Genomic DNA, 19,660 nt, shown 5'->3' with positions numbered 1-19,660 from the left:
TATCCACGTCATATTTCGTTTTGGACTTTCAACAGTGACTCAGAGACTCGATCAAATTCATTCTTCAATTTCAAGTAATACAACTATATCTCAACAAAACATCAGCTCCGACCTACTTATCTCAGCCTTTGAACAAAGCGAAATTACACCAACCCTTGAAAAGACATGCCTGAAACCGGTACAACTGACGCGTATTGCCGATCCGGATAAAATCCCGGCATCGACCAAACGAATCAAGCCTTTAAATAATTTTTTAGGCCAGGACCGTGCCCGTGCTTCGGTTGAAGCCGGTATTGCCCTGCCATATTCAGGCTATAACATTTTTGCGGTGGGTACAGCAGGACTCGGCAAACGCACTATGGTGAAGCGTTTGCTGCAGCAACATGCCAAAACCATGCAAACGCCAAATGACTGGGTCTACGTCAATAATTTTCAGAATCCTCGTCAGCCTATCGCACTGGAATTTCCAGCCGGTCAGGGGCCCAAGTTTCAGGCGATGCTGCATCAAAGCTGGCAATCCATTCTAAAACAGCTTGAACGTCGTTTTACTGCGGAAAGCTATCACAACAGGATTGAAATGATTCGCCAGGAAACGGGTGATGAACAGCAACTCGCCTTGATCGAACTAACCCGTGAAGGTGAAGAACTCGATCTGAAACTGATTTCCCGCAATGATGAGCATTGTTTTGTGCCAATTCATCTGAAAGATGACAAAGTACAGGAAATGTCTCAGGAAGATCTTAATGCTTTAAGCAATAAAGATCGTGCTGAGATTGCTTCTAACATGCGTTACATGGACAAGAAACTGGAACGCCTGGGACTTCATTTGGGTGACCTGGAAGATGATGCGCGTGACCGTGTTCAAGTATTGAACCGTGATATCGCTAAACAGGTAGTCATGCCACGCGTTGAGCAGATGCTGACTAAATTCAAGCATGTCGAAGGTCTGGAACAATATCTGAAGCAATATGCTGAAGACATTATTAATAATGTTGAAATTGTACTGGAACAGGAAGAAGACGATTTTACCCCTGCCCAGTTTAGCCGCGTACCAGCGCGCTTCCAGGCCAATGTGATTGTCACCCATAAGCCAAATAGCGGTGCACCCGTTATTTTTGAAGATTTCCCGACGCATTACAATCTATTGGGTCATGTGGAACAGTTGACCCAAAATGGTACGATTACTACAGATTTCACACTGATCCGTCCCGGCTCCTTGCATAATGCCAATGGCGGTTTCCTGATGCTTGAAGCTGAACAATTACTGGAACAGCCATATGCATGGCAAGGTCTGAAACGTGCCCTGAAATCTGGGCATCTCAAGCTTTCATCTTTAGAGCATATGCTGACTCTCACCGGTAGCATTTCCATTGAACCAGCTTCTATTCCGCTGAATATCAAAGTGGTGCTGCTGGCAGAGCCAGAAATTTATTATGAAATTCTGGAACTTGAACCAGAACTAGGCAGTATCTTTAAAATCCGTGCTGATTTTACCGATACCTTGCAACGTAATGATGAAAATGAGCAAGCCTATATGCAGCTCATTGCTGACTATGTGCAATCAGATAAATTATTACCATTTGACCGTTCTGCATTATCTGCCCTGCTGACCGACTCAAGCCGTCAGGCTGAAGATCAGAGTTCCCTGTCACTACATGCATTAACGCTGGGCGACCTGATTCGTGAAGCGCATCATCATGCATTCGAAGCGGGTGATAAGATGGTGTCAGAAAAGCATATCAATACCGCACTGGATCATCGTAAATATCGCTTAGGCTATTTACGTGAGCTATTCTGGCAAGATCTGACCCGTGGCACTCAACTGATTGAAACTCGCGGTCATCGTCTAGGCCAAATCAATGCGCTGTCTGTGATTCATTATGCAGATGTTGAATTTGGTCTACCTTCACGCTTAACTGCTTCTGTATATCAAGGTGGCGGTGATATTCTGGATATCGAACGTAGTGTAGAACTTGGCGGTTCTTTGCATGCTAAGGGCGTGCTATTGATGGCCTCCTTTCTAAAAGCCCATTTTGGTCGTGAACAGACCCTGCACTTCTCTGCCGCTTTAGCTTTCGAACAAAGCTATGGTCAGGTGGATGGTGACAGCGCGACAGTTGCTGAACTTTCAGCGCTGATTTCTGCGATTAGCCAGTTACCGATCGACCAGTCCTGGGCAATTACCGGTTCCATGAACCAGCTGGGTCAGGTACAACCGATTGGTGGAGTCAATGCGAAGATTGAAGGTTTCTTCGATGCCTGTAAATTGCAAGGCCTGACAGGTAAGCAGGGTGTGATTATTCCACGACAAAATATGCAGCATCTGATGTTACGTAAAGATGTCATTGCTGCAGTCGACGATGGTCAATTCCATATTCATGCCATTGATAATATCGCGCAGGCTTTGGAAATCCTGATGGCACGTCCGGTCGGGACTATGGACAAGAAAGGCCGTTATAGCAAAAACTCGATCTTTGCTGCTGTGATGGAACAACTCGAATACTGGCAAGCCATTGAAGATGGTGCCGAGTTTGAGGAAGAACCTAAGAAAAAGAAAAAAAAGAAGAAAAAGAAAAAAGATAAGGCGCCTATAAAGGAAGTTCTGACCGATCCAGATACCTTAGCTGAGGCCTTGGTTGCTGAATCAAAAGAACTAGAAAAATCTGAGGGTCAGCAGGCAGAAGATTAATTCTGCCCCCTGCCTCACTATTCACCCATAAAAAAAGCGCTTCTCTCGGAAGCGCTTTTTCACATCTATCAGTTTAATCCAAGGATTAAGCTTCAGGTGCTGGACTGTATTGCTCTACTAAAGGCTGTAATTCACCTTTTTGGAACATTTCGAGCATGATGTCACTACCACCGATCAATTCACCATTGATCCAAAGTTGTGGGAATGTCGGCCAGTTCGCAATTTGTGGCAGAGTTGCACGAATATCCGGGTTTTCCAGAATATTAACATAAGCAAATGGACGACCAATTTGACTGAGTGCTTCTACCGCACGTGCAGAAAAACCACATTGTGGAAATTGTGGTGTGCCTTTCATATAAAGAAGTACTGCGTGCTTGGCAATTTGGTCACGAATTAACGCTTCGGTATCGCGTGCTTGTTCAGTCATTGATAAATCCTCAACTAATCTGTCTCGCATTATACCCAAAACAGAGAAAAACAGTACGTCTAAAGTAATAAATCCATTTTTATTTACAATTACCCTTTAAATCTGACCAAGTTTTTGCTTATATAAGTTTTTCTTTCCACCTAACAGTAAAGAGTTAGTCATGAACAATATTACCCTCGCTCCGGTACAAACTGATCAACCTTCACATTTGATGCCAGTCTTTGGTCGTCAACCGATCAGCTTTGTCCGAGGACGAGGTGCATATCTTTATACCGAAGATGGTACAGAGTATTTAGATGCCTTAACTGGGATCGCCGTTTGCGGTTTGGGTCATGCTCATCCAGTGATTGCTGAAGCAATTGCGGAACAAGCTGCAACCCTGATTCATACCAGCAACCTGTTTGAAGTGCCTTGGCAAACTGCTGCTGCACAGAAACTGGCTGAAGTCGCTGGCATGGAAGAAGTTTTCTTCTCCAACAGTGGTGCAGAATCGAACGAAGGCGCTATCAAAATTGCGCGTAAATTCGGTCATATGCAAGGTATTGCGTCACCAAAAATTATTGTAGCTGACAAATCTTTCCATGGCCGTACGCTGGCAACCCTATCTGCAACGGGTAACAAAAAAGTTCAACAAGGCTTTGGTCCATTGGTTGAAGGTTTTATTCGTGTACCTTTTGGTGATATTGAAGCCATTGAAGAAGCTGCAATTAACCATCCGGATATCGTGGCTATTCTGGTTGAACCGATTCAGGGTGAAGGTGGTGTCAACACTGCACCGCAAGGCTTTAGCTACCTAGAAGAAATCCGTCAGATCTGTAATCAGCACAACTGGTTAATGATGCTGGATGAAGTACAAACAGGGAATGGCCGTACCGGTAAATATTTTGCTTATCAGCACACCAATATTGTGCCGGATGTACTGACCACAGCTAAAGGTCTGGGCAATGGCTTCCCGATTGGTGCCGTGATGACTCAAGGTCGTGGTGTCGGTGTTTTGACTGCGGGTAACCACGGTTCGACTTATAGCGGTACTGCATTGGGTTCACGCGTGGTTTATACCATTATCGATATTATGCAAAAAGAGAATATCGTGGCCAATGCCGCTGAAAAAGGTGCATATATTGTTGAGCAGTTACGTAACCAGCTTGCAGATCATCAAGTGACTGTACGCGGTTTCGGTCTGATGATCGGGATTGAGTTGCCTAAAGACTGCGGTGAGCTGGTGGATATTGCACGCGATGAATACAAAACCATTATCAACGTGACTGCAGGTAATGTCGTTCGTCTGTTGCCTACCCTGAACATTACTCAGGAACAGGCCGATCAACTGATCGAACGTTTAGTGAAAATGATCAAGGCTTATCTTGCTTAAGTCTATCTTGAACAACAAAAAAGCCGCTTTAAAGCGGCTTTTTTGTTTATAGGGAATTTATGATGCGACTTGTAACAAACGTCCACCAGAGATCTGGCTAAAATATTGTTTCAATGCCTCCAGACAGCGCAGGACTTTAGTCGGTTGCTGTTCTCGATTAGGCATAACTGCATAAAGGGTGACTGGCGGAAGTTTCCATTCAGGCAAGACTTCAATCAGTGAACCATTTAATAAATCTTTTTTAACATCAAGATATAAAATCTTAGCAACCCCATTGCCTTGCAGGCACATGGCTTTTGCAACTAGGCTGTTATTGGTACTAAAGCGTGAGCTCAGTTCAAATTCAACCTTTTCTGCACTATGCACATGCTGAAAACTGAAATTCTGATGATTTTTAATATGCGTTAAAGGCAAAACATCATGATGTTTCAGGTCTTCAGGACGCGAGATAATGGCGGTCTGGTTAATATAGCTTGGCGCAGCAACAAGAATCTGTTCAATCTGCATTAATGGCACAACCTGAAGGTTGTGATCATCATCGTTCTGGTCAAATCGCAGGGCAATATCAATACGCCCTTCCAACAAATCAACCTCATGATTGTTTGTTTCCAGGTGGACTGTCAGGCCACGGTGTGCGGACATCCAGTGAGAAAGTGCAGGAATCACATGATTCGCACACACTTCCGGTAAGGATACAATACGAAGTTCACCAACAAGATCGTCACGTAACTCGTTAATGCGAACCTTTCCACGCTCAGCAGCAGACAACATTTCCTGGCAGCTGTGAAAAAAAGCTTGTCCCGCTTCGGTCAGACTTAATTTTCTCGTAGAACGATTTAGAAGTACAACTTCCATATCCTGTTCTAAAGAGCGAATTTGTTGACTCACGGCGCTGGTTGTAATCCCTAGCTCACGTGCAGCACCGCTAAACGAGTTCTTTTCCACAACACAAGCAAAGACACCCATTGCTCGAAGTTGATCTAACATAAATTCCCCTCTAAACTTATGAGATGCTTCATCTTTTGATAAAAGCAACTCATTGTATTATACGGTGAAATTTACGTTTTGCATTATTTATTTAATTATTTGGTAAAACTGCTGTTGGATTAATCGGTTTTCCGTCTAAGCGAACCTGAAACTCAAGCATAGTACGGGTTGTACCAGTCGCCCCCATCTCGGCAATTTTTTGACCAGCCGTTACATTTTGGCCACTTTTCACGCTTAATTTACTGTTATGCGCATAAGCGGTGATATAGCCATTAATATGTTTAACTAATACCAGATTACCATATTCCTTCAGGCCATCTGCTGCATATACCACCTGCCCATCTGCTGCAGCAAAGACCGGATCTCCGACATTACCGCCATAACGGGTACCTTTGATATTTGCAGCCAGATCATAGTTTTGTAATACCGGACCATTTGATGGCTTGACCCAACGTAATCCCGCTGCTGTCGATACTGGGGTAATCGGTGCAGAAGTAGTGGTGGCAGGTTTTGGCGTAGTCTTAACAGTCGTTGGAGCTGGAGTGGTTGGCGCTGAAATCGCAATCGTTTGACGCTGAATCGGGGCAGCTTGGGTAACAGGTTGAGTCGCTGTAGTACGGCGCGCAATAGTGTTATTTTTCAGGCGAATCGACTGACCCACATAAATACGATACGGTGGAGCAATATCATTCATCTCTGCCACACTGATATAGCTCAGACCATAACGTGCTGCAATGCCACTCAAAGTATCCCCAGAGCGTACCGTATAGAAGTCAGGCGCTGCGGCATAGCGGGTCATATTATTGACCTGAGGTTTAGTAGCACAACCAGTAATAATCATTGTGGAAACAACCACAGTGGACAAAACCAGAGTTTTGATGAAGCTGGATGGTGAAGCATGAATGAAGTATTTCGGTGACACCAAGGACATTATCTTCCTCTCTAACATCTATACGGTTGCAAAAACCCAGTAAGATTAGCAAAGTTTTACTACAATATACTTGTAAGCTTTCATTTTTCACAAACTTATAACATTCATTAGATTTTATTTAGAATCTGGGCTTGCAAAGTGTGAAGTGTGTCATAGTTTGTGGCATCCATCTGAATTGGCGTCACGCTTACATAGCCATTGGCAATTGCAAAAAAGTCTGACTCGATTTCAGTTCCTTTATGTTTTGGCATTGCGACTGCTTCACCCGATAGCCCAATCCAGTAAACCTGACGACCACGTGGATCTACATGACTGGTAATCGGCTTGGACTGGCTACGGCGTCCCTGAAAGGTCACTTTAGTTCCTTTCAGCTCAGCCACATCAGGAATATTCACATTAAAAATATGACGCTCAGGCAAAGTCGGCAAACCTGCCGCAATAAAATCATGTACCCATTGCGCTGCAATGCGATAATCTTCTGGTAAGGTATAAGATCGAACGTTTTGCCCACATAGAGAAACTGCTAATGCAGGTTGTTTGGCCAGACGGCCTTCAAATGCAGCCCCCACCGTACCCGAGTACAGCACATCATCTCCCAGATTGGCACCACTGTTAATGCCGCTGACCACCAGATCGAATTCAACATCAAATAAGCCGTTCATGGCCAAATAGACACAGTCAGCCGGCGTGCCATTAACCGCCCATACATCGGGAGAAATCTGGATCGGTCTTAATGGTCGGTCTAAAGTCAGTGCACTGGAAAATCCGCTACGTTCACTTTCTGGAGCTACCACCACAACACGTCCTAAAGGCCTCAAGGCCTGCGCCAGTGCCTGTATACCCGGTGCAAAAACGCCATCATCATTGGAAATTAATATATTCACTGCAAAATCTCGTTGAGCTAAAAAATGACTCGCTAGGACATTTCATTGTATTAGTTCAGGAATTATATATATTTGTAGCACGATATCCATTAATACATATGGCTTAAGATGATGAAAAAATTCTCTCTTTGGGGTACTTTGGCTTTAAGTTTGGCAACTTTTGTTTCTCCTGCAGTTATTGCCAATGATTTGACAGCTGAAGAAAATGACATGATCGTGAAAGAAGATGTCGCATCTGCACAGGTAATGATTGAAGTATGCCCGGGCATTATTGGTCAGAATGCAAAATTCGATACAACGATTCAGCAGCTGATTCAATCTTATCTAAAAGAATACTCAGACAAATCGATGACCTATCAAAAACTTCAGGCAGACAGTGAATACAAGACTGTGCTTGAAGAAGCACGTCAAGGTGCAAAACAGACTGCAAAAGACGAACAAAAAACAGCGTGTGAAGACGTTTTAGCTTATCAGGAATAAGGTCTTTCTCACTGAAATGAGACGATGCCAGCATCGTCTTTTTTCTCTTACACATTTCTTCATAATTCTACAGCTTCACTACATTTCCCCTCTTTTCAATTTTGAAAATATCTTTAAGCTAACAAATTATTGTTCTACATGTAATTTTTGAGTTTTTTGATGAAACATACATTAATTAAAAGTTTAAGTTTATCTGTTGTTGCTGGTATGACACTTTGGGGCAGCTCGGTTTATGCAGCAAATGAAAATATTGAAGTCACCCCGAGTCAGGAAATCACCAAGCAAGAATTAGCTGCGATTTATGTCCTTTCTGAAATTTGCCCAAGCATGGTCAAAGACAAAGCAAAATTCAATCAGGGGTATAACCAGCTCGTGACTGAATATTTGCCCGGCCAAAAAAATCCGGTTGAGCGCCTGAACCAGATGGTAAAACAGTCAGATTTCCTTAACATTCTGGCCGAAGCACAGAGTGATGCCAAAAAGGCTGGCAAGAAAAAGAATCAGGCCATTTGCAATGAGTTGGTGAGCTACAGTAAATAATCCACTTTTTGCGTGATTGCTTACAATACTTTTGAAATAACCCTGGGTTTCCCATAGAAGTCAGCCTAGCTTTGTCCTAAAATGCTAGGCTCTTCGTGCTTACATCAAGATATTGGAACCCACTAGAAATGACCCAAAAAACTGCCCTTGCTGCATTATTATTAATTCCTAGTTTTAGCTTTGCAGCAACTGTCTTATCTGCACCACCAGAATTGAATAATAAATCTTATGTGCTAATGGACTACGAGACAGGGCAAATTCTCGCATCAAAAAATGAAAATGAAAAATTAGCCCCTGCTTCAATGACCAAGATGATGACCAGTTACATCATCGAGCAGAAGTTATTAAGTGGTGAGCTGACTGAAGATGAACAGGTTCGCATGAATGAATCTGCATGGTGCCGTGGTAGCAGTGCAGAATCATGTATGTATGTACCTTTAAATGGTACGGCGACTGCACTAGAAATGTTGCGCGGGATTATTATCCAGTCCGGTAACGATGCATCTAAGGCGATGGCTGAACATATTGCAGGGAACGAGGGTACCTTTGCACATATGATGAACCAGGAAGCGAAACGGATTGGCATGACCAATACCAGCTTCATCAACTCGACTGGTATGCCAGCTGAAGGCCATTATTCGACTGCGAAAGATATGGCAACTTTGGCTCAGCACATCATCAAAGACAGTTCAAAATACTATCCAATCTACTCTGAAAAAGAGTTTACTTTTAACGGGATTAAGCAAGGCAACCGTAATGCCCTGCTCTATACTGATCCAAGTGTAGATGGTTTGAAAACTGGTCATACTGATGAAGCCGGTTACTGCTTAACGACCTCTTCAAAACGCGGTCCGACTCGTCTGATTTCAGTGATTTTCGGTGCACCAACCATGAATGAACGTGCATCGCAAACACGTGAACTTCTGGCTTGGGGTTATGCAAACTTTGAAACCAAAAATGTTCAACCCGCTAAACAGGTTCTAGCCAAGTCTAAAGTCTGGTTTGGTAAGGAAAATGAAGTGCAGATCGGTCTTGCAGAAAACTTTAATGTGACTATGCCTAAAGGTCAGGCCAATGCCATCAAGACTCAATTGGTCGTTCAGCCTAAACTGACTGCGCCTTTACAACCAGGTCAAGTCGTAGGTAAATATGTGGCGACTTTAAACGGCAAAGTGATTGCTGAGAAACCACTTGTTGCACTGAAAGCAGTTGAAGAAGCTGGTTTCTTTGCCCGCATGCTGGATCATATCAAACAATTCTTTAGTAACCTGTTCTAATATTTATTATCAATATTAGATCTTACTAAAGCCAAAGCACACATTCATCGAATGTGTGCTTTTTTATTTTATAATGCTTATAAACTTTCAGGATGATACTGACATGAGCCAAAACATTCGCCCTTATCTGGATACTCGCCCGCAAGTCGCTGACTCTTGTTATATCGATCCGATGGCGGTGGTCGTAGGTGATGTTGTTTTAGGCGAAAATGTATCTGTATGGCCTTTTGCCGTAATTCGTGGTGATGTGAATCATATTCGTATTGGCAAGAACTCGAATGTACAGGATCATTCCATGTTGCATGTGAGTCATAAAAAGGCGGATAAACCTGAAGGTTCACCACTGATTATTGGTGAAGATGTAACAATTGGTCATCATGTAAAATTACATGGCTGTACCATCGGTAATCGTGTTTTAGTGGGTATCGGTACAATTATTCTCGATGACGTGATTATTGAAGATGATGTGATGATTGGAGCAGGTTCACTGGTACCACCGAATAAGGTATTAGAAAGTGGGTACTTGTATGTAGGCAGTCCAGTCAAAAAAGTGCGTCCACTGACTGAAAAGGAAATAGCTTTCTTGCCTTATTCAGCACAAAACTATGTAAAAGTCTCAGGTAACTACAAATAAATCGACAAACTAAGGCTACTTTATGTAGCCTTATCTTAATTAAGGAATAATTACATAATCATTCTTAAAACTATTGGCTTCAAAGTCTCCCTCTACCAGATGCACAAATTTCTGGTCAATCTTGTTCAGTTCTAAACAATCATCCACATCAATCACGGCATCGGTATGAGGTTTAAACCAGGTCTTTTCAATGGCCAGCTTGCCTTGCGCTTTAGCTTCAGTTTTATTTTTAGCAGCAACTACCAGATATTTATGGATTTCACCAAACTGATCTGGCACATAAGCACCCAGATTGATCAGGAATAATTTTAAATCCTGTTTTACAGGTGTGTCCGTCACCTGAACCTGATAATTCAGATCCTGATAGCTAACACCATTGATCATCATCCAGCCATCGACATGCAGGCCTTTTTGCACACCAAACCATTGCTGCTTCAAATATGGGAAAGCTGTCTTAATATCTGAACTAATGACCGGAACTACATCATGTACTTCTACATTGGCTTTTTCATGCTTGCCGCCCAATAAAGTAATGTAGAGCTTAAGTTCAGACATAAAAAAATCCTTTAAAAGCAAAATAGGGAAGACTTTAGCCGCATAGTGTAAATGAAACTTACTCGTTCCACTTCAAGTAAATCATCTCATATTCTTAAAATCCTGAAATTTACTTAAATCAGCATCAATATATTGGATAAAAAATCCTAATCTGATCTATTTTTAAGCAAGATTATTTGTATTAAAATAAGGTCCAAATTCCCCTTCTCTTATAAGTGAGTCACGCCAATGAAGTAAGTCTATTTTTCTCATCAACGATTATTTTTAGATTGATGTGCAAAATAGATCGTCTGGCTTGATCTTTTCTAGAAAAAATCTCTTGTTTATTTTGTGCATCCTGTATTTATGAGGTTATTTATGACTCAGCAGGCATGTGTAATATCCAGTCTGACTTTAGAATTCCCTTCCAAAGTCATATTTCAGAATTTAAATTTTACCCTTCCTAAAGCTCAGGTCAGCGCTTTAATTGGCCGTAATGGACAAGGTAAGTCTTTGCTCATGCAGCTTTTGTATCAGGCTCAGCATTCTTCTCCACATTGCTCAGGCCAAGTTTCCTGGCAAATGCATCATGCCTATCTACCACAATTGCATCGGTTAAAGGCAGCCACAATTGCTGAAGCACTCGAAGTAAGTCAATTACATCGTGCTTTTAAAAATGTTGAACATGGTACAGCCAGTTTCGAGGATTATGAGCTACTTGAGGATAGTTGGCATTTGCCGCATGAATGGCAGCAACTGTTGAGTTCAGCACAATTACCCACCGATCTGGACTTTCCCGTACAATATTTGAGTGAGGGCCAAAAGACCAAACTTGCTTTATGTAGCTTGTTCTTAAAGCCTGAATATTATTTATTGCTGGATGAGCCGAGCAACCATCTGGATCGTGAAGCACGGACATGGTTAATAGAGTATTTAAAGTTACATCCTGCTGGTGCGTTGATCATTAGTCATGACCGGACTTTGCTAGATCAGGTTGATCATATTTATTATTTAAATGAGCATGGATTACAGCACTCTACAGGAAACTATGCGGAGTTTTTTGAACAGTATCAGAAAAATATCACTTCACTCGAACAGTCAATTCAGCAGAGTCAGCGTGATATTAAACAGATGAAGCACAAGCAGCATGACGTTTTAATGAAAGCACAAAAGCGGGAACGTGCCGGAAACAAATTACGTGATTCAAATTCCCAAGCCAAAGTGCTTTTAGACTTTAAAAAGGAACAGGCCGGTCAAAGTATAGGTAAAGTTCAGGCACAGCACCAACGGCAAATTTCCAATGAACAATCTGAGTTAAAATTTCAAAAGCAGCAACTCGAAAAGATAAAACCTCAGCTATTTCAATTTCCAGACCTTAAACCACAGTCTGGTGAAATTCTGCGGGTTAAAGAGTTAAAGCTTCCTTTTGGTACTCCACAGCCTGTGAATCTTGCTTTAAGTGCAGCTGAAAAGATCCATATTATAGGCCGAAACGGAATTGGTAAATCCACTTTGCTGAAACTGATCGCCCAACAAAAGCAGCAACCTCTGGATCAAATCTTTCTGGCACGAAACTGTTTTTATCTGGATCAAAATTTTAGTTTGCTCAATGAGGCATTAAGTGCGATTGAAAATTTAAGGCAGATGAATCCCGATATTCCGGAAGTGGAATGGCGTAATTTATTAGGCCAACTCAGAATTCGTGGTGATAAAGGTACTTATCCTTTGTCTCAGTTAAGTGGTGGTGAAAAGCTGAAAGTGGCGTTATTAGGTCTTAGCCAGGTCTCTCCTCAACCCGAACTTTTATTATTGGATGAGCCAGAAAATCATCTGGATATTGAGTCTAAAGCTTTGTTGGCAAGTGCAATTCAATCTTATACAGGCGCTGTGATTTTAGTTTCACACGATGAACAGTTTGTGCGTGATTGCGAGATCACTGAAGTATTCAATATGAATGAATAATTTTCATTAAACTTATATATGTAAAAGCCACCTCAATGGGTGGCTGATCAATCACGGGAAATAAGCTTATTGTTTTGTAGTCACACCCTGAGAATATAAATTTAATAAGTATTTTGACAGTATGGTATTCCCCACAAATAGAGAGCCTGATTCACTTAGGTGTCCATAATCCACCTGGAGCAGGTCTTCTCCTTGAGCTGCCCGAATCCGACATTTGTATTGCTGTTGAACATCATCTTTTTTACATAGATGGTCAATAAGAGATATATAGGTAATTCCCTGAGGATATTGTAATTTTTTCATTTTCTCGTCTACCTGAACTGCTCTTAGATCCAGTCCGGCATCAAATATAAAATCTTCAGCACTATTCCAGTTTTTCGGTTTCACCATCACTTTCGGAAGCGAAGGTTTCCATTGTGAAATTGGCCCCACAATGACGATATTGGATACGCCAAGCTGAAGTAAACTTTTCCCGATGTTTTCCCAATTGGTTTCGTCATGCTTCAAGGCTTGGGTGATAACCACAATTTTGGGCTTAAGTTCTGCGATGCTCTTTAGCGCCAGTTTATTGGAATAATCACAGGCTTCTTTATAAGCTCCTTTATGATAGTTGATCTCGGTTAGCGATGCCCGGCAAATGGAAGAGGTTTTCTGATAAAAAGGGATATCATTGGATTTCAGTAATGTCCTTAGCCCTAAAGAAAGTGCTTCAGCATGAGAATCTCCCCATAAGAACACCCCGCCTTCCTTTTGTTTCGTGATACAGACCGGATCAGGATCATAACTATTATGCTCAGTCAGGCTCACGTAAGTATCACATTTTAGCCAGTACGCATCCCTTAAATTTTTGAATTTTTCATTATAATACTCTAAGAATTTTGCCTGTTCTGAGGCTGCGCCTTGGCGCAGATCTGTATTAAAACCATTAAATATATTTAAAGTAATTCCTAAGCTCATGAGCACTAGAGAAAAATAAAGCGGTTTTATACGATAAACATCTTTCCACTGGTGATATGAAGGTAATTTAATCTGCTCAATATACTTGTAGCTCAGAAAACCCAGAATTATAGAAAGGGCTATTCCGGCATATACATAATACTCAGGCAATGAGTAGATATAGATCAGCACCACCAAAGGCCAGTGCCAGAGGTAAATAGAATAAGACCAGGCTCCTAGTTTTTGAAATACAATATTATTGGTAATAACGCTGTCATTTTGATGTGCCTGAATCATCAGAAAAGTGCCGATAACAGGAAAAACTGCCAGATAGCCAGGCCACAAATCTTCTGCTGAAATGAAGAAATAAGACCCCAGTATAAGTGCCAATCCCGTTCCTTCCAGCAACCTTTTCTTATTTTCCTGCAAGGTCAAAGGGTAAAGATAAGCAATTCCCCCGATCATCATTTCCCAGGCTCTGGTAGGTAACAGGAAATAAGCCGGGTTTGGCCATTTATAGGTAGCGATTATTGATAGGATGAATCCTAAAATTGTTCCTGCCAGCAGCATAAATTTCATGGTCTGGATGGACATGAACTTGCGCATGGCAATGAGAACGAGCGGATAAATCATATAGAATTGCCATTCGACGGAAAGTGACCAGGTATGTAATAACCACTTTTCGTGAGTGCCTGCCTCAAAATAACCGGATTCCTTCCAGTAACTGATATTGGATAAAAAAGTCATGCTACTCGCTGCATGCTTACCCAATAACTTGTAATCAAAAGGTGTCAGATAAAACCAGCCAAAAATCATTAATACCAGACACAGCGCGGCCAAAGCCGGAATAATCCGATTCGCACGAGCCACATAAAATTTCAGAATAGAAAATTTTTCATGTTCTAAATCTTTAAATATGATTCCAGTCATTAAAAAGCCTGAAATCACAAAGAAGACATCTACTCCAACAAAACCGCCAGGCATCCAGGCCGCATTAAAATGAAATAGCATGACTGCAATCACGGCAATTGCTCTGAGGCCATTAATGTCTGTTCTGAATTTCATTGGAATCCTGTCCTATAAAGCCTGTTATTTATTTTAATTGTTATGAAATACTGCTAATTTTTATTAAATTTTATTTTAAATCAAATTCTTATATTAAAGCGTAGAATGCAAATATTACTGTTTTAGTATTTTATGTACTCATTATATTCTACGCTTTCTTTTTCGCCAAATACTTTTATTGTTAATCATCTAAATTAAAATCCCGAGTATCGACATAGCCACCGCTGCCTAAATTTTGTAGAATACAGTTTTTATTCCATGGTGCTCCTTTATGACCGCTTGGACTGCTCACGTCACTGTTGCAACTGTCGTCGAAAAAAATGGAAAATTCCTGTTCGTTGAAGAACATACTGAAGGTGTCACCCATACCGTATTCAATCAGCCAGCAGGCCATGTGGAGGCAGGTGAAACCATTGTCGAAGCAGCTATTCGTGAAACCATGGAAGAAACCGGCTATCAGGTTAATGTCACTGATCTGATCGGCATCTATACCTATACCCCACCGATGTTCCCGGATCGTACCTATTTCCGTTTCTGTTTGAGAGCAGAAGCCATCAGCCATGATGAAAATGCTGAACTGGATACCGGTATTGTCGGTGCAGTCTGGATGACGCTGGATGAACTGGTTGAAACCGCACGTGCTCGCAGCCCATTGGTGATTAAAGCCGTGCAGGATGCCCAAGCTGGCAAACGCTATCCTTTATCGCTCATTTACGAGCACCAAAATTCTCCCTTAATTTCAAATTTGGATGCCTAATCCTATGCAACAACGTGTCATCGTCGGTATGTCTGGTGGTGTAGATTCATCTGTGTCTGCAGCTCTCCTCCTTCAACAGGGTTATCAGGTTGAAGGTCTTTTCATGAAAAACTGGGAAGAAGATGACGGCACAGAATACTGTACGGCAATGGAAGATCTTGCCGATGCACAAGCCGTTTGCGACAAGATCGGGATTAAACTGCATACTGCCAACTTCGCGATGGAATACTGGGATCGCGTGTTCGAGCATTTCCTGGCTGAATATGCTGCTGGCCGTACGCCAAACCCGGATATTTTGTGTAATAAAGAAATTAAATTCCGTGCCTTCCTGGATCATGCGATCAATCTCGGCGCCGACTTTATTGCCACCGGTCACTACTGTCGTCGCGGCGAGACCATGACCAATTCACGTGGTGAGCAATATGCTCAATTACTGCGTGGTTATGACAATAATAAAGACCAGACTTACTTCCTGCATGCGGTTCATGGTCGTGAAATTAATAAGACCCTGTTCCCTGTCGGTGAAATTGAAAAACCACAAGTACGTAAAATTGCAGAAGAATTAGGTCTGGCAACAGCCAAGAAAAAAGATTCTACGGGTATCTGTTTTATTGGGGAACGTCGCTTCAATGACTTCTTAAAGCAATATTTACCGGCTCAACCTGGAAAAATCGTGCTGGAAGATGGCAAAGAGGTTGGTGATCATCACGGCTTAATGTACTATACGCTCGGTCAACGCGGCGGGATCGGTATTGGCGGTATGAAAGGCGCGGAAGAAGGTGCCTGGTTTGTACTGCATAAAGATATCGAAGGTAACCGTCTGGTGGTCGGTCAAGGTCATGAACATCCACTGATGCAAAGTACCATATTGTGGTCTGAAGCGATTGACTGGGTAGCCGGTGAACAGGATATTCCTGAATCAGGTTTCCGCTGTACGGCAAAAACCCGCTACCGTCAGCCTGACCAAGCGTGTACTATTTTCAAGGATCCAGAAACACCAAATGGTGTTCGTGTTGAATTTGATGAGTCGCAACGTGCTGTGACCCCGGGTCAAAGCGTTGTATTCTACTCAGGTGAAGTTTGTTTAGGTGGTGGCGTGATTCATCATACCAATGCGCCTAAACCTGATTTTATTAAAGGATGATTTCGGCATGACGGAGTTACCGTTTCAACAAGCCACAACGTTGAATGTTCGTCAAAATCGTGCATTGGCGCTGGCAGGGGTTTTTCAGGCCACCCAGCTGACGCATATGACTGCATTGACGGGACAGCACAGCATTGGTGAAAGCGGTAATTTCTATTTTGAGCAGTTGATTAAAGCCAGTTTAAATATCCGTCCAAGTGGCAAGTTAAATGCCCAGACCTTAGACTTCTTTAATCAGCTGGCCGATATTTCCCTCGGTTTAAAAACCCTGGAAAGCAGCATTACCCAACCTTTTAATACGTCTCCAAAATCCAGACTTCCAAAACTTTCATCGACCAAGCTTCCAATGTCCTATGCCATGGCACTTCTTCAATTAGAAAAGAAGGTCTATAGTAATCCCAAGTTTGTTGAAATCATCGAACAATCCCAGCAAAAAATCCTCAGACAGCTCTCCTTCTTCGATAACAATTACATGCATCCCAGCATCATTGCCAACCTCGCTCAGACCTATGTCGATACCGCCGGACAGATCAATCCGCGGATCATGGTGCGTGGCAATGCTGAAGCCTTTAAAGATTCCGGTCATACCAACCGCATCCGTGCTTCACTATTTACTGGACTGCAGATGGCGCACTTATGGCGTCAGCTTGGTGGCAGTTCATGGGGCATGATTTTTGGCAAGCGCAAGCTGCTACAGGATATCCAAAATCTCGCGCGCTTACAGTTTCAGGTGATCTAAACCATGTTGTTGTACGCGCACCGTTTTTCGTTTAATTCCAAAATTTAGGGAATCGATATGAACGCTTTAACTGCACTTTCTCCATTAGATGGACGCTACGCTAGCAAATGTGATGCGCTGCGCCCTTTTCTTTCTGAGTTTGGTCTGATCCATGCTCGTGTGACTGTTGAAGTGCGTTGGTTACAAGCGCTTGCCAACCGTCCTGAAATCACTGAAGTGCCAGCTTTCTCATCTGAAACCAATGCTGCACTTGATGCGATTGTTGCAAACTTCTCTGAAGAAGATGCCAACCGCATTAAAGAGATCGAACGTACTACAAACCATGACGTGAAAGCGGTTGAGTATTTCCTGAAAGAAAAAATTGCAGGGATTGAAGAGCTGAAAAATGCAGGTGAATTCATTCACTTTGCATGTACCTCTGAAGACATCAATAACCTGTCTCATGCTTTAATGCTGAAAAATGGCCGTGATGTTTTAATCGCGTCTATGCAACAAATTATCGATTCAATCGTGGCTTTGGCTGAGACTCACGCTGAACAGCCAATGCTGTCTCGTACTCACGGTCAAACTGCCAGCCCAACCACTTTGGGTAAAGAAATGGCGAACGTGGCTTACCGTCTGGCTCGTCAAATCAAACAGTTCAAAAATGTTGAATTGCTGGGCAAAATCAACGGTGCTGTAGGTAACTACAATGCACACTACTCTGCTTACCCAGAAATCAACTGGCCTGCTCACTCACAAGCTTTCGTGGAATCTTTAGGTCTAACTTTCAACCCGTACACCACTCAGATCGAACCGCACGACTACATGGCGGAACTGTTCGATGCACTGCGTCGTTTCAATACCATCCTGATCGACTTTAACCGTGACGTTTGGGGTTATATCTCTCTTGGCTTCTTCAAACAAAAACTGAAAGAAGGCGAAGTGGGTTCTTCTACCATGCCGCATAAAGTGAACCCAATCGACTTTGAAAACTCTGAAGGTAACCTGGGTATTGCAAATGCCGTATTGGCTCACCTGGGCGAAAAACTGCCTGTATCTCGCTGGCAGCGTGACTTAACTGACTCTACTGTGCTTCGTAACATGGGTGTTGGTTTTGCACAAAGCTTGATCGCGTTTGAGGCATGCTTAAAAGGTATCGGTAAACTTGAACTGAATGCTGCTCGTATTCTTGAAGATCTTGACCACGCACAAGAAGTTCTGGCTGAACCAATCCAAACAGTAATGCGTCGTTATAACGTTGAAAAACCATACGAAAAACTGAAAGCACTGACTCGTGGTCAAGCGATGACTCGTGACATGATGGTGAGCTTCGTGAATGGTAATGAGCTTGAAGCAGTTCCTGCTGCAGACCGTGCACGTCTGGCTGAAATGACCCCTGCAACTTATACAGGTAATGCTGCTGACCAGGCAAAACAAATTAAAGACTTAATTTCTAAAATCTAATTTAGATAATTAAGACCAAAAGCGAGGCTCCGGCTTCGCTTTTTTTATTTATAATTATTTTCAACTTTAAAACAAAACGACAGATAACAAGATGATAGATCATCGATTGAGCGGCAAACATTTGATCAGCCTGGGGGTTTTGGTGGCTGCGATCATTGTTGCCAGCATTCAGCCTCTGGAAATGCAATCCTATTTACTGCATCAGACCGGTACCCTATTTATGATCGGTATGCTGATTTTCTGCCTGTATAAAATCGGACTCAGTTTTCTTAGTTTTAATCTGTATATTCTGTTTTTATTCATCCATATCGTTGCAGCACATTATCTATATTCTTATGTGCCTTATAATGACTGGATTCAGACACTGTTTGGCTTTGACCTAAATGCTCTCATAGGCTGGTCTCGCAACATGTTTGACCGTTTTGTGCATCTGGTTTTTGGCCTGTTGCTCTATCCTGTTTTTTATCGACTGTTTCAGGTCTGGTTACCCCAGCAAAAACCATTCACCATTTTTCTTTTAGTCATTCAATTTGTGATGGCAACCAGTCTGATTTATGAATGGATTGAATGGCTGATCGCCATTGGCTTATCACCTGAACAGGCGGAAAGTTATAACGGCCAGCAAGGTGATATGTGGGATGCCCATAAAGATATATTATTAGCGACAGTTGGGGCGATGTTTACTGGTGGATTGATGTTAATTCCAGCAAATAAAAAAGCCCACTAAAGTGTAATGCCAGTCAGTTAAGAGATTGACTGGCATTTTTTTGGGTATTTCTGTGGTTTCCCTTTCACAACTCGTGGGTAGTTTCTACTTCTTTTTTTCGGTAAAACATACCTTTTAGATTTTTCCATT

General features: G+C 42.3%; 18 protein-coding genes. 12 read left to right on the top strand and 6 right to left on the bottom strand.

The window, feature by feature from the left end:
- Window positions 1-34 precede the first annotated feature (34 nt).
- Complete coding sequence (locus FTV12_RS11590; RefSeq protein WP_180034089.1) at window positions 35-2,689, top strand: ATP-binding protein; 2,655 nt, start codon at window positions 35-37, stop codon at window positions 2,687-2,689.
- A gap of 85 nt (window positions 2,690-2,774) precedes the next feature.
- Here the strand turns inward: FTV12_RS11590 and grxD are convergent, their stop codons facing one another.
- On the bottom strand, window positions 2,775-3,116 hold the full coding sequence (gene grxD, locus FTV12_RS11585; protein ID WP_034702064.1) for a Grx4 family monothiol glutaredoxin: 342 nt from the start codon (window positions 3,114-3,116) through the stop codon (window positions 2,775-2,777).
- A 160-nt stretch (window positions 3,117-3,276) separates the two neighbouring features.
- On the opposite strand from grxD, the gene FTV12_RS11580 reads away from it, so the two are divergent.
- Window positions 3,277-4,488: an aspartate aminotransferase family protein gene (locus tag FTV12_RS11580; protein ID WP_034702061.1), complete on the top strand. Its 1,212-nt coding sequence runs from the start codon at window positions 3,277-3,279 to the stop codon at window positions 4,486-4,488.
- Between the two features lie 57 nt (window positions 4,489-4,545).
- Here the strand turns inward: FTV12_RS11580 and FTV12_RS11575 are convergent, their stop codons facing one another.
- The 3 genes from FTV12_RS11575 to surE form a co-directional block, all read right to left on the bottom strand.
- Complete coding sequence (locus FTV12_RS11575; RefSeq protein WP_034702058.1) at window positions 4,546-5,475, bottom strand: LysR family transcriptional regulator; 930 nt, start codon at window positions 5,473-5,475, stop codon at window positions 4,546-4,548.
- A 91-nt stretch (window positions 5,476-5,566) separates the two neighbouring features.
- Complete coding sequence (locus tag FTV12_RS11570) at window positions 5,567-6,406, bottom strand: peptidoglycan DD-metalloendopeptidase family protein (RefSeq protein ID WP_180034088.1); 840 nt, start codon at window positions 6,404-6,406, stop codon at window positions 5,567-5,569.
- A 107-nt stretch (window positions 6,407-6,513) separates the two neighbouring features.
- Window positions 6,514-7,290 (bottom strand): 5'/3'-nucleotidase SurE, encoded by a 777-nt coding sequence (gene surE / locus FTV12_RS11565; protein ID WP_125278414.1) that lies wholly within the window; start codon window positions 7,288-7,290, stop codon window positions 6,514-6,516.
- A 108-nt stretch (window positions 7,291-7,398) separates the two neighbouring features.
- Between surE and FTV12_RS11560 the strand changes: the two genes are divergently transcribed.
- The 4 genes from FTV12_RS11560 (at window position 7,399) to FTV12_RS11545 (ending at window position 10,221) form a co-directional block, all read left to right on the top strand.
- Window positions 7,399-7,770, top strand: coding sequence for an MCR_0457 family protein (locus tag FTV12_RS11560; protein ID WP_004782632.1), 372 nt, complete (start codon window positions 7,399-7,401; stop codon window positions 7,768-7,770).
- 159 nt (window positions 7,771-7,929) lie between these two features.
- Entirely contained in the window at window positions 7,930-8,310 is a 381-nt protein-coding gene (locus FTV12_RS11555) for an MCR_0457 family protein (RefSeq protein WP_180034087.1), read from the top strand.
- A 128-nt stretch (window positions 8,311-8,438) separates the two neighbouring features.
- Window positions 8,439-9,587, top strand: a complete 1,149-nt coding sequence (gene dacC / locus FTV12_RS11550; protein ID WP_004782636.1) for a D-alanyl-D-alanine carboxypeptidase PBP5/6 — start codon at window positions 8,439-8,441, stop codon at window positions 9,585-9,587.
- A gap of 103 nt (window positions 9,588-9,690) precedes the next feature.
- Window positions 9,691-10,221, top strand: coding sequence for a gamma carbonic anhydrase family protein (locus FTV12_RS11545; RefSeq protein WP_180034086.1), 531 nt, complete (start codon window positions 9,691-9,693; stop codon window positions 10,219-10,221).
- A 39-nt stretch (window positions 10,222-10,260) separates the two neighbouring features.
- Here FTV12_RS11545 and FTV12_RS11540 read toward each other — a convergent pair whose 3' ends face one another.
- Window positions 10,261-10,776 (bottom strand): DUF1543 domain-containing protein, encoded by a 516-nt coding sequence (locus FTV12_RS11540; RefSeq protein ID WP_180034085.1) that lies wholly within the window; start codon window positions 10,774-10,776, stop codon window positions 10,261-10,263.
- A gap of 357 nt (window positions 10,777-11,133) precedes the next feature.
- On the opposite strand from FTV12_RS11540, the gene FTV12_RS11535 reads away from it, so the two are divergent.
- Window positions 11,134-12,717 (top strand): ATP-binding cassette domain-containing protein, encoded by a 1,584-nt coding sequence (locus FTV12_RS11535; protein ID WP_180034084.1) that lies wholly within the window; start codon window positions 11,134-11,136, stop codon window positions 12,715-12,717.
- Window positions 12,718-12,783: 66 nt separating this feature from the next.
- On the opposite strand, the gene FTV12_RS11530 is transcribed toward FTV12_RS11535, so the two are convergent.
- Window positions 12,784-14,718 (bottom strand): acyltransferase family protein, encoded by a 1,935-nt coding sequence (locus FTV12_RS11530; RefSeq protein ID WP_180034083.1) that lies wholly within the window; start codon window positions 14,716-14,718, stop codon window positions 12,784-12,786.
- Window positions 14,719-14,989: 271 nt separating this feature from the next.
- Between FTV12_RS11530 and FTV12_RS11525 the strand changes: the two genes are divergently transcribed.
- The 5 genes from FTV12_RS11525 to FTV12_RS11505 all read left to right on the top strand — a co-directional run bounded on the left by FTV12_RS11525 (window position 14,990) and on the right by FTV12_RS11505 (window position 19,531).
- Window positions 14,990-15,475, top strand: a complete 486-nt coding sequence (locus FTV12_RS11525; RefSeq protein ID WP_179992255.1) for an NUDIX hydrolase — start codon at window positions 14,990-14,992, stop codon at window positions 15,473-15,475.
- 4 nt (window positions 15,476-15,479) lie between these two features.
- On the top strand, window positions 15,480-16,619 hold the full coding sequence (gene mnmA, locus FTV12_RS11520) for a tRNA 2-thiouridine(34) synthase MnmA (RefSeq protein ID WP_034703632.1): 1,140 nt from the start codon (window positions 15,480-15,482) through the stop codon (window positions 16,617-16,619).
- Between the two features lie 7 nt (window positions 16,620-16,626).
- A complete protein-coding gene (gene hflD, locus FTV12_RS11515) occupies window positions 16,627-17,358 on the top strand; it encodes a high frequency lysogenization protein HflD (RefSeq protein WP_180034082.1) in 732 nt (243 codons plus the stop codon).
- A gap of 57 nt (window positions 17,359-17,415) precedes the next feature.
- Window positions 17,416-18,804 carry an adenylosuccinate lyase gene (purB, locus tag FTV12_RS11510; protein WP_034703634.1) on the top strand — a complete coding sequence of 463 codons (1,389 nt, stop codon included), beginning with the start codon at window positions 17,416-17,418 and terminating at the stop codon, window positions 18,802-18,804.
- A 91-nt stretch (window positions 18,805-18,895) separates the two neighbouring features.
- A complete protein-coding gene (locus FTV12_RS11505; RefSeq protein WP_125278405.1) occupies window positions 18,896-19,531 on the top strand; it encodes a DUF2238 domain-containing protein in 636 nt (211 codons plus the stop codon).
- The last annotated feature ends 129 nt before the right edge of the window (window positions 19,532-19,660 follow it).

The sequence above is a fragment of the Acinetobacter sp. YH12233 genome (genome assembly GCF_013417725.1).
GTDB lineage: Bacteria > Pseudomonadota > Gammaproteobacteria > Pseudomonadales > Moraxellaceae > Acinetobacter.
Note: the sequence above shows the minus strand (reverse complement) of the source record. Positions and strands in the feature narration are given on the sequence as shown.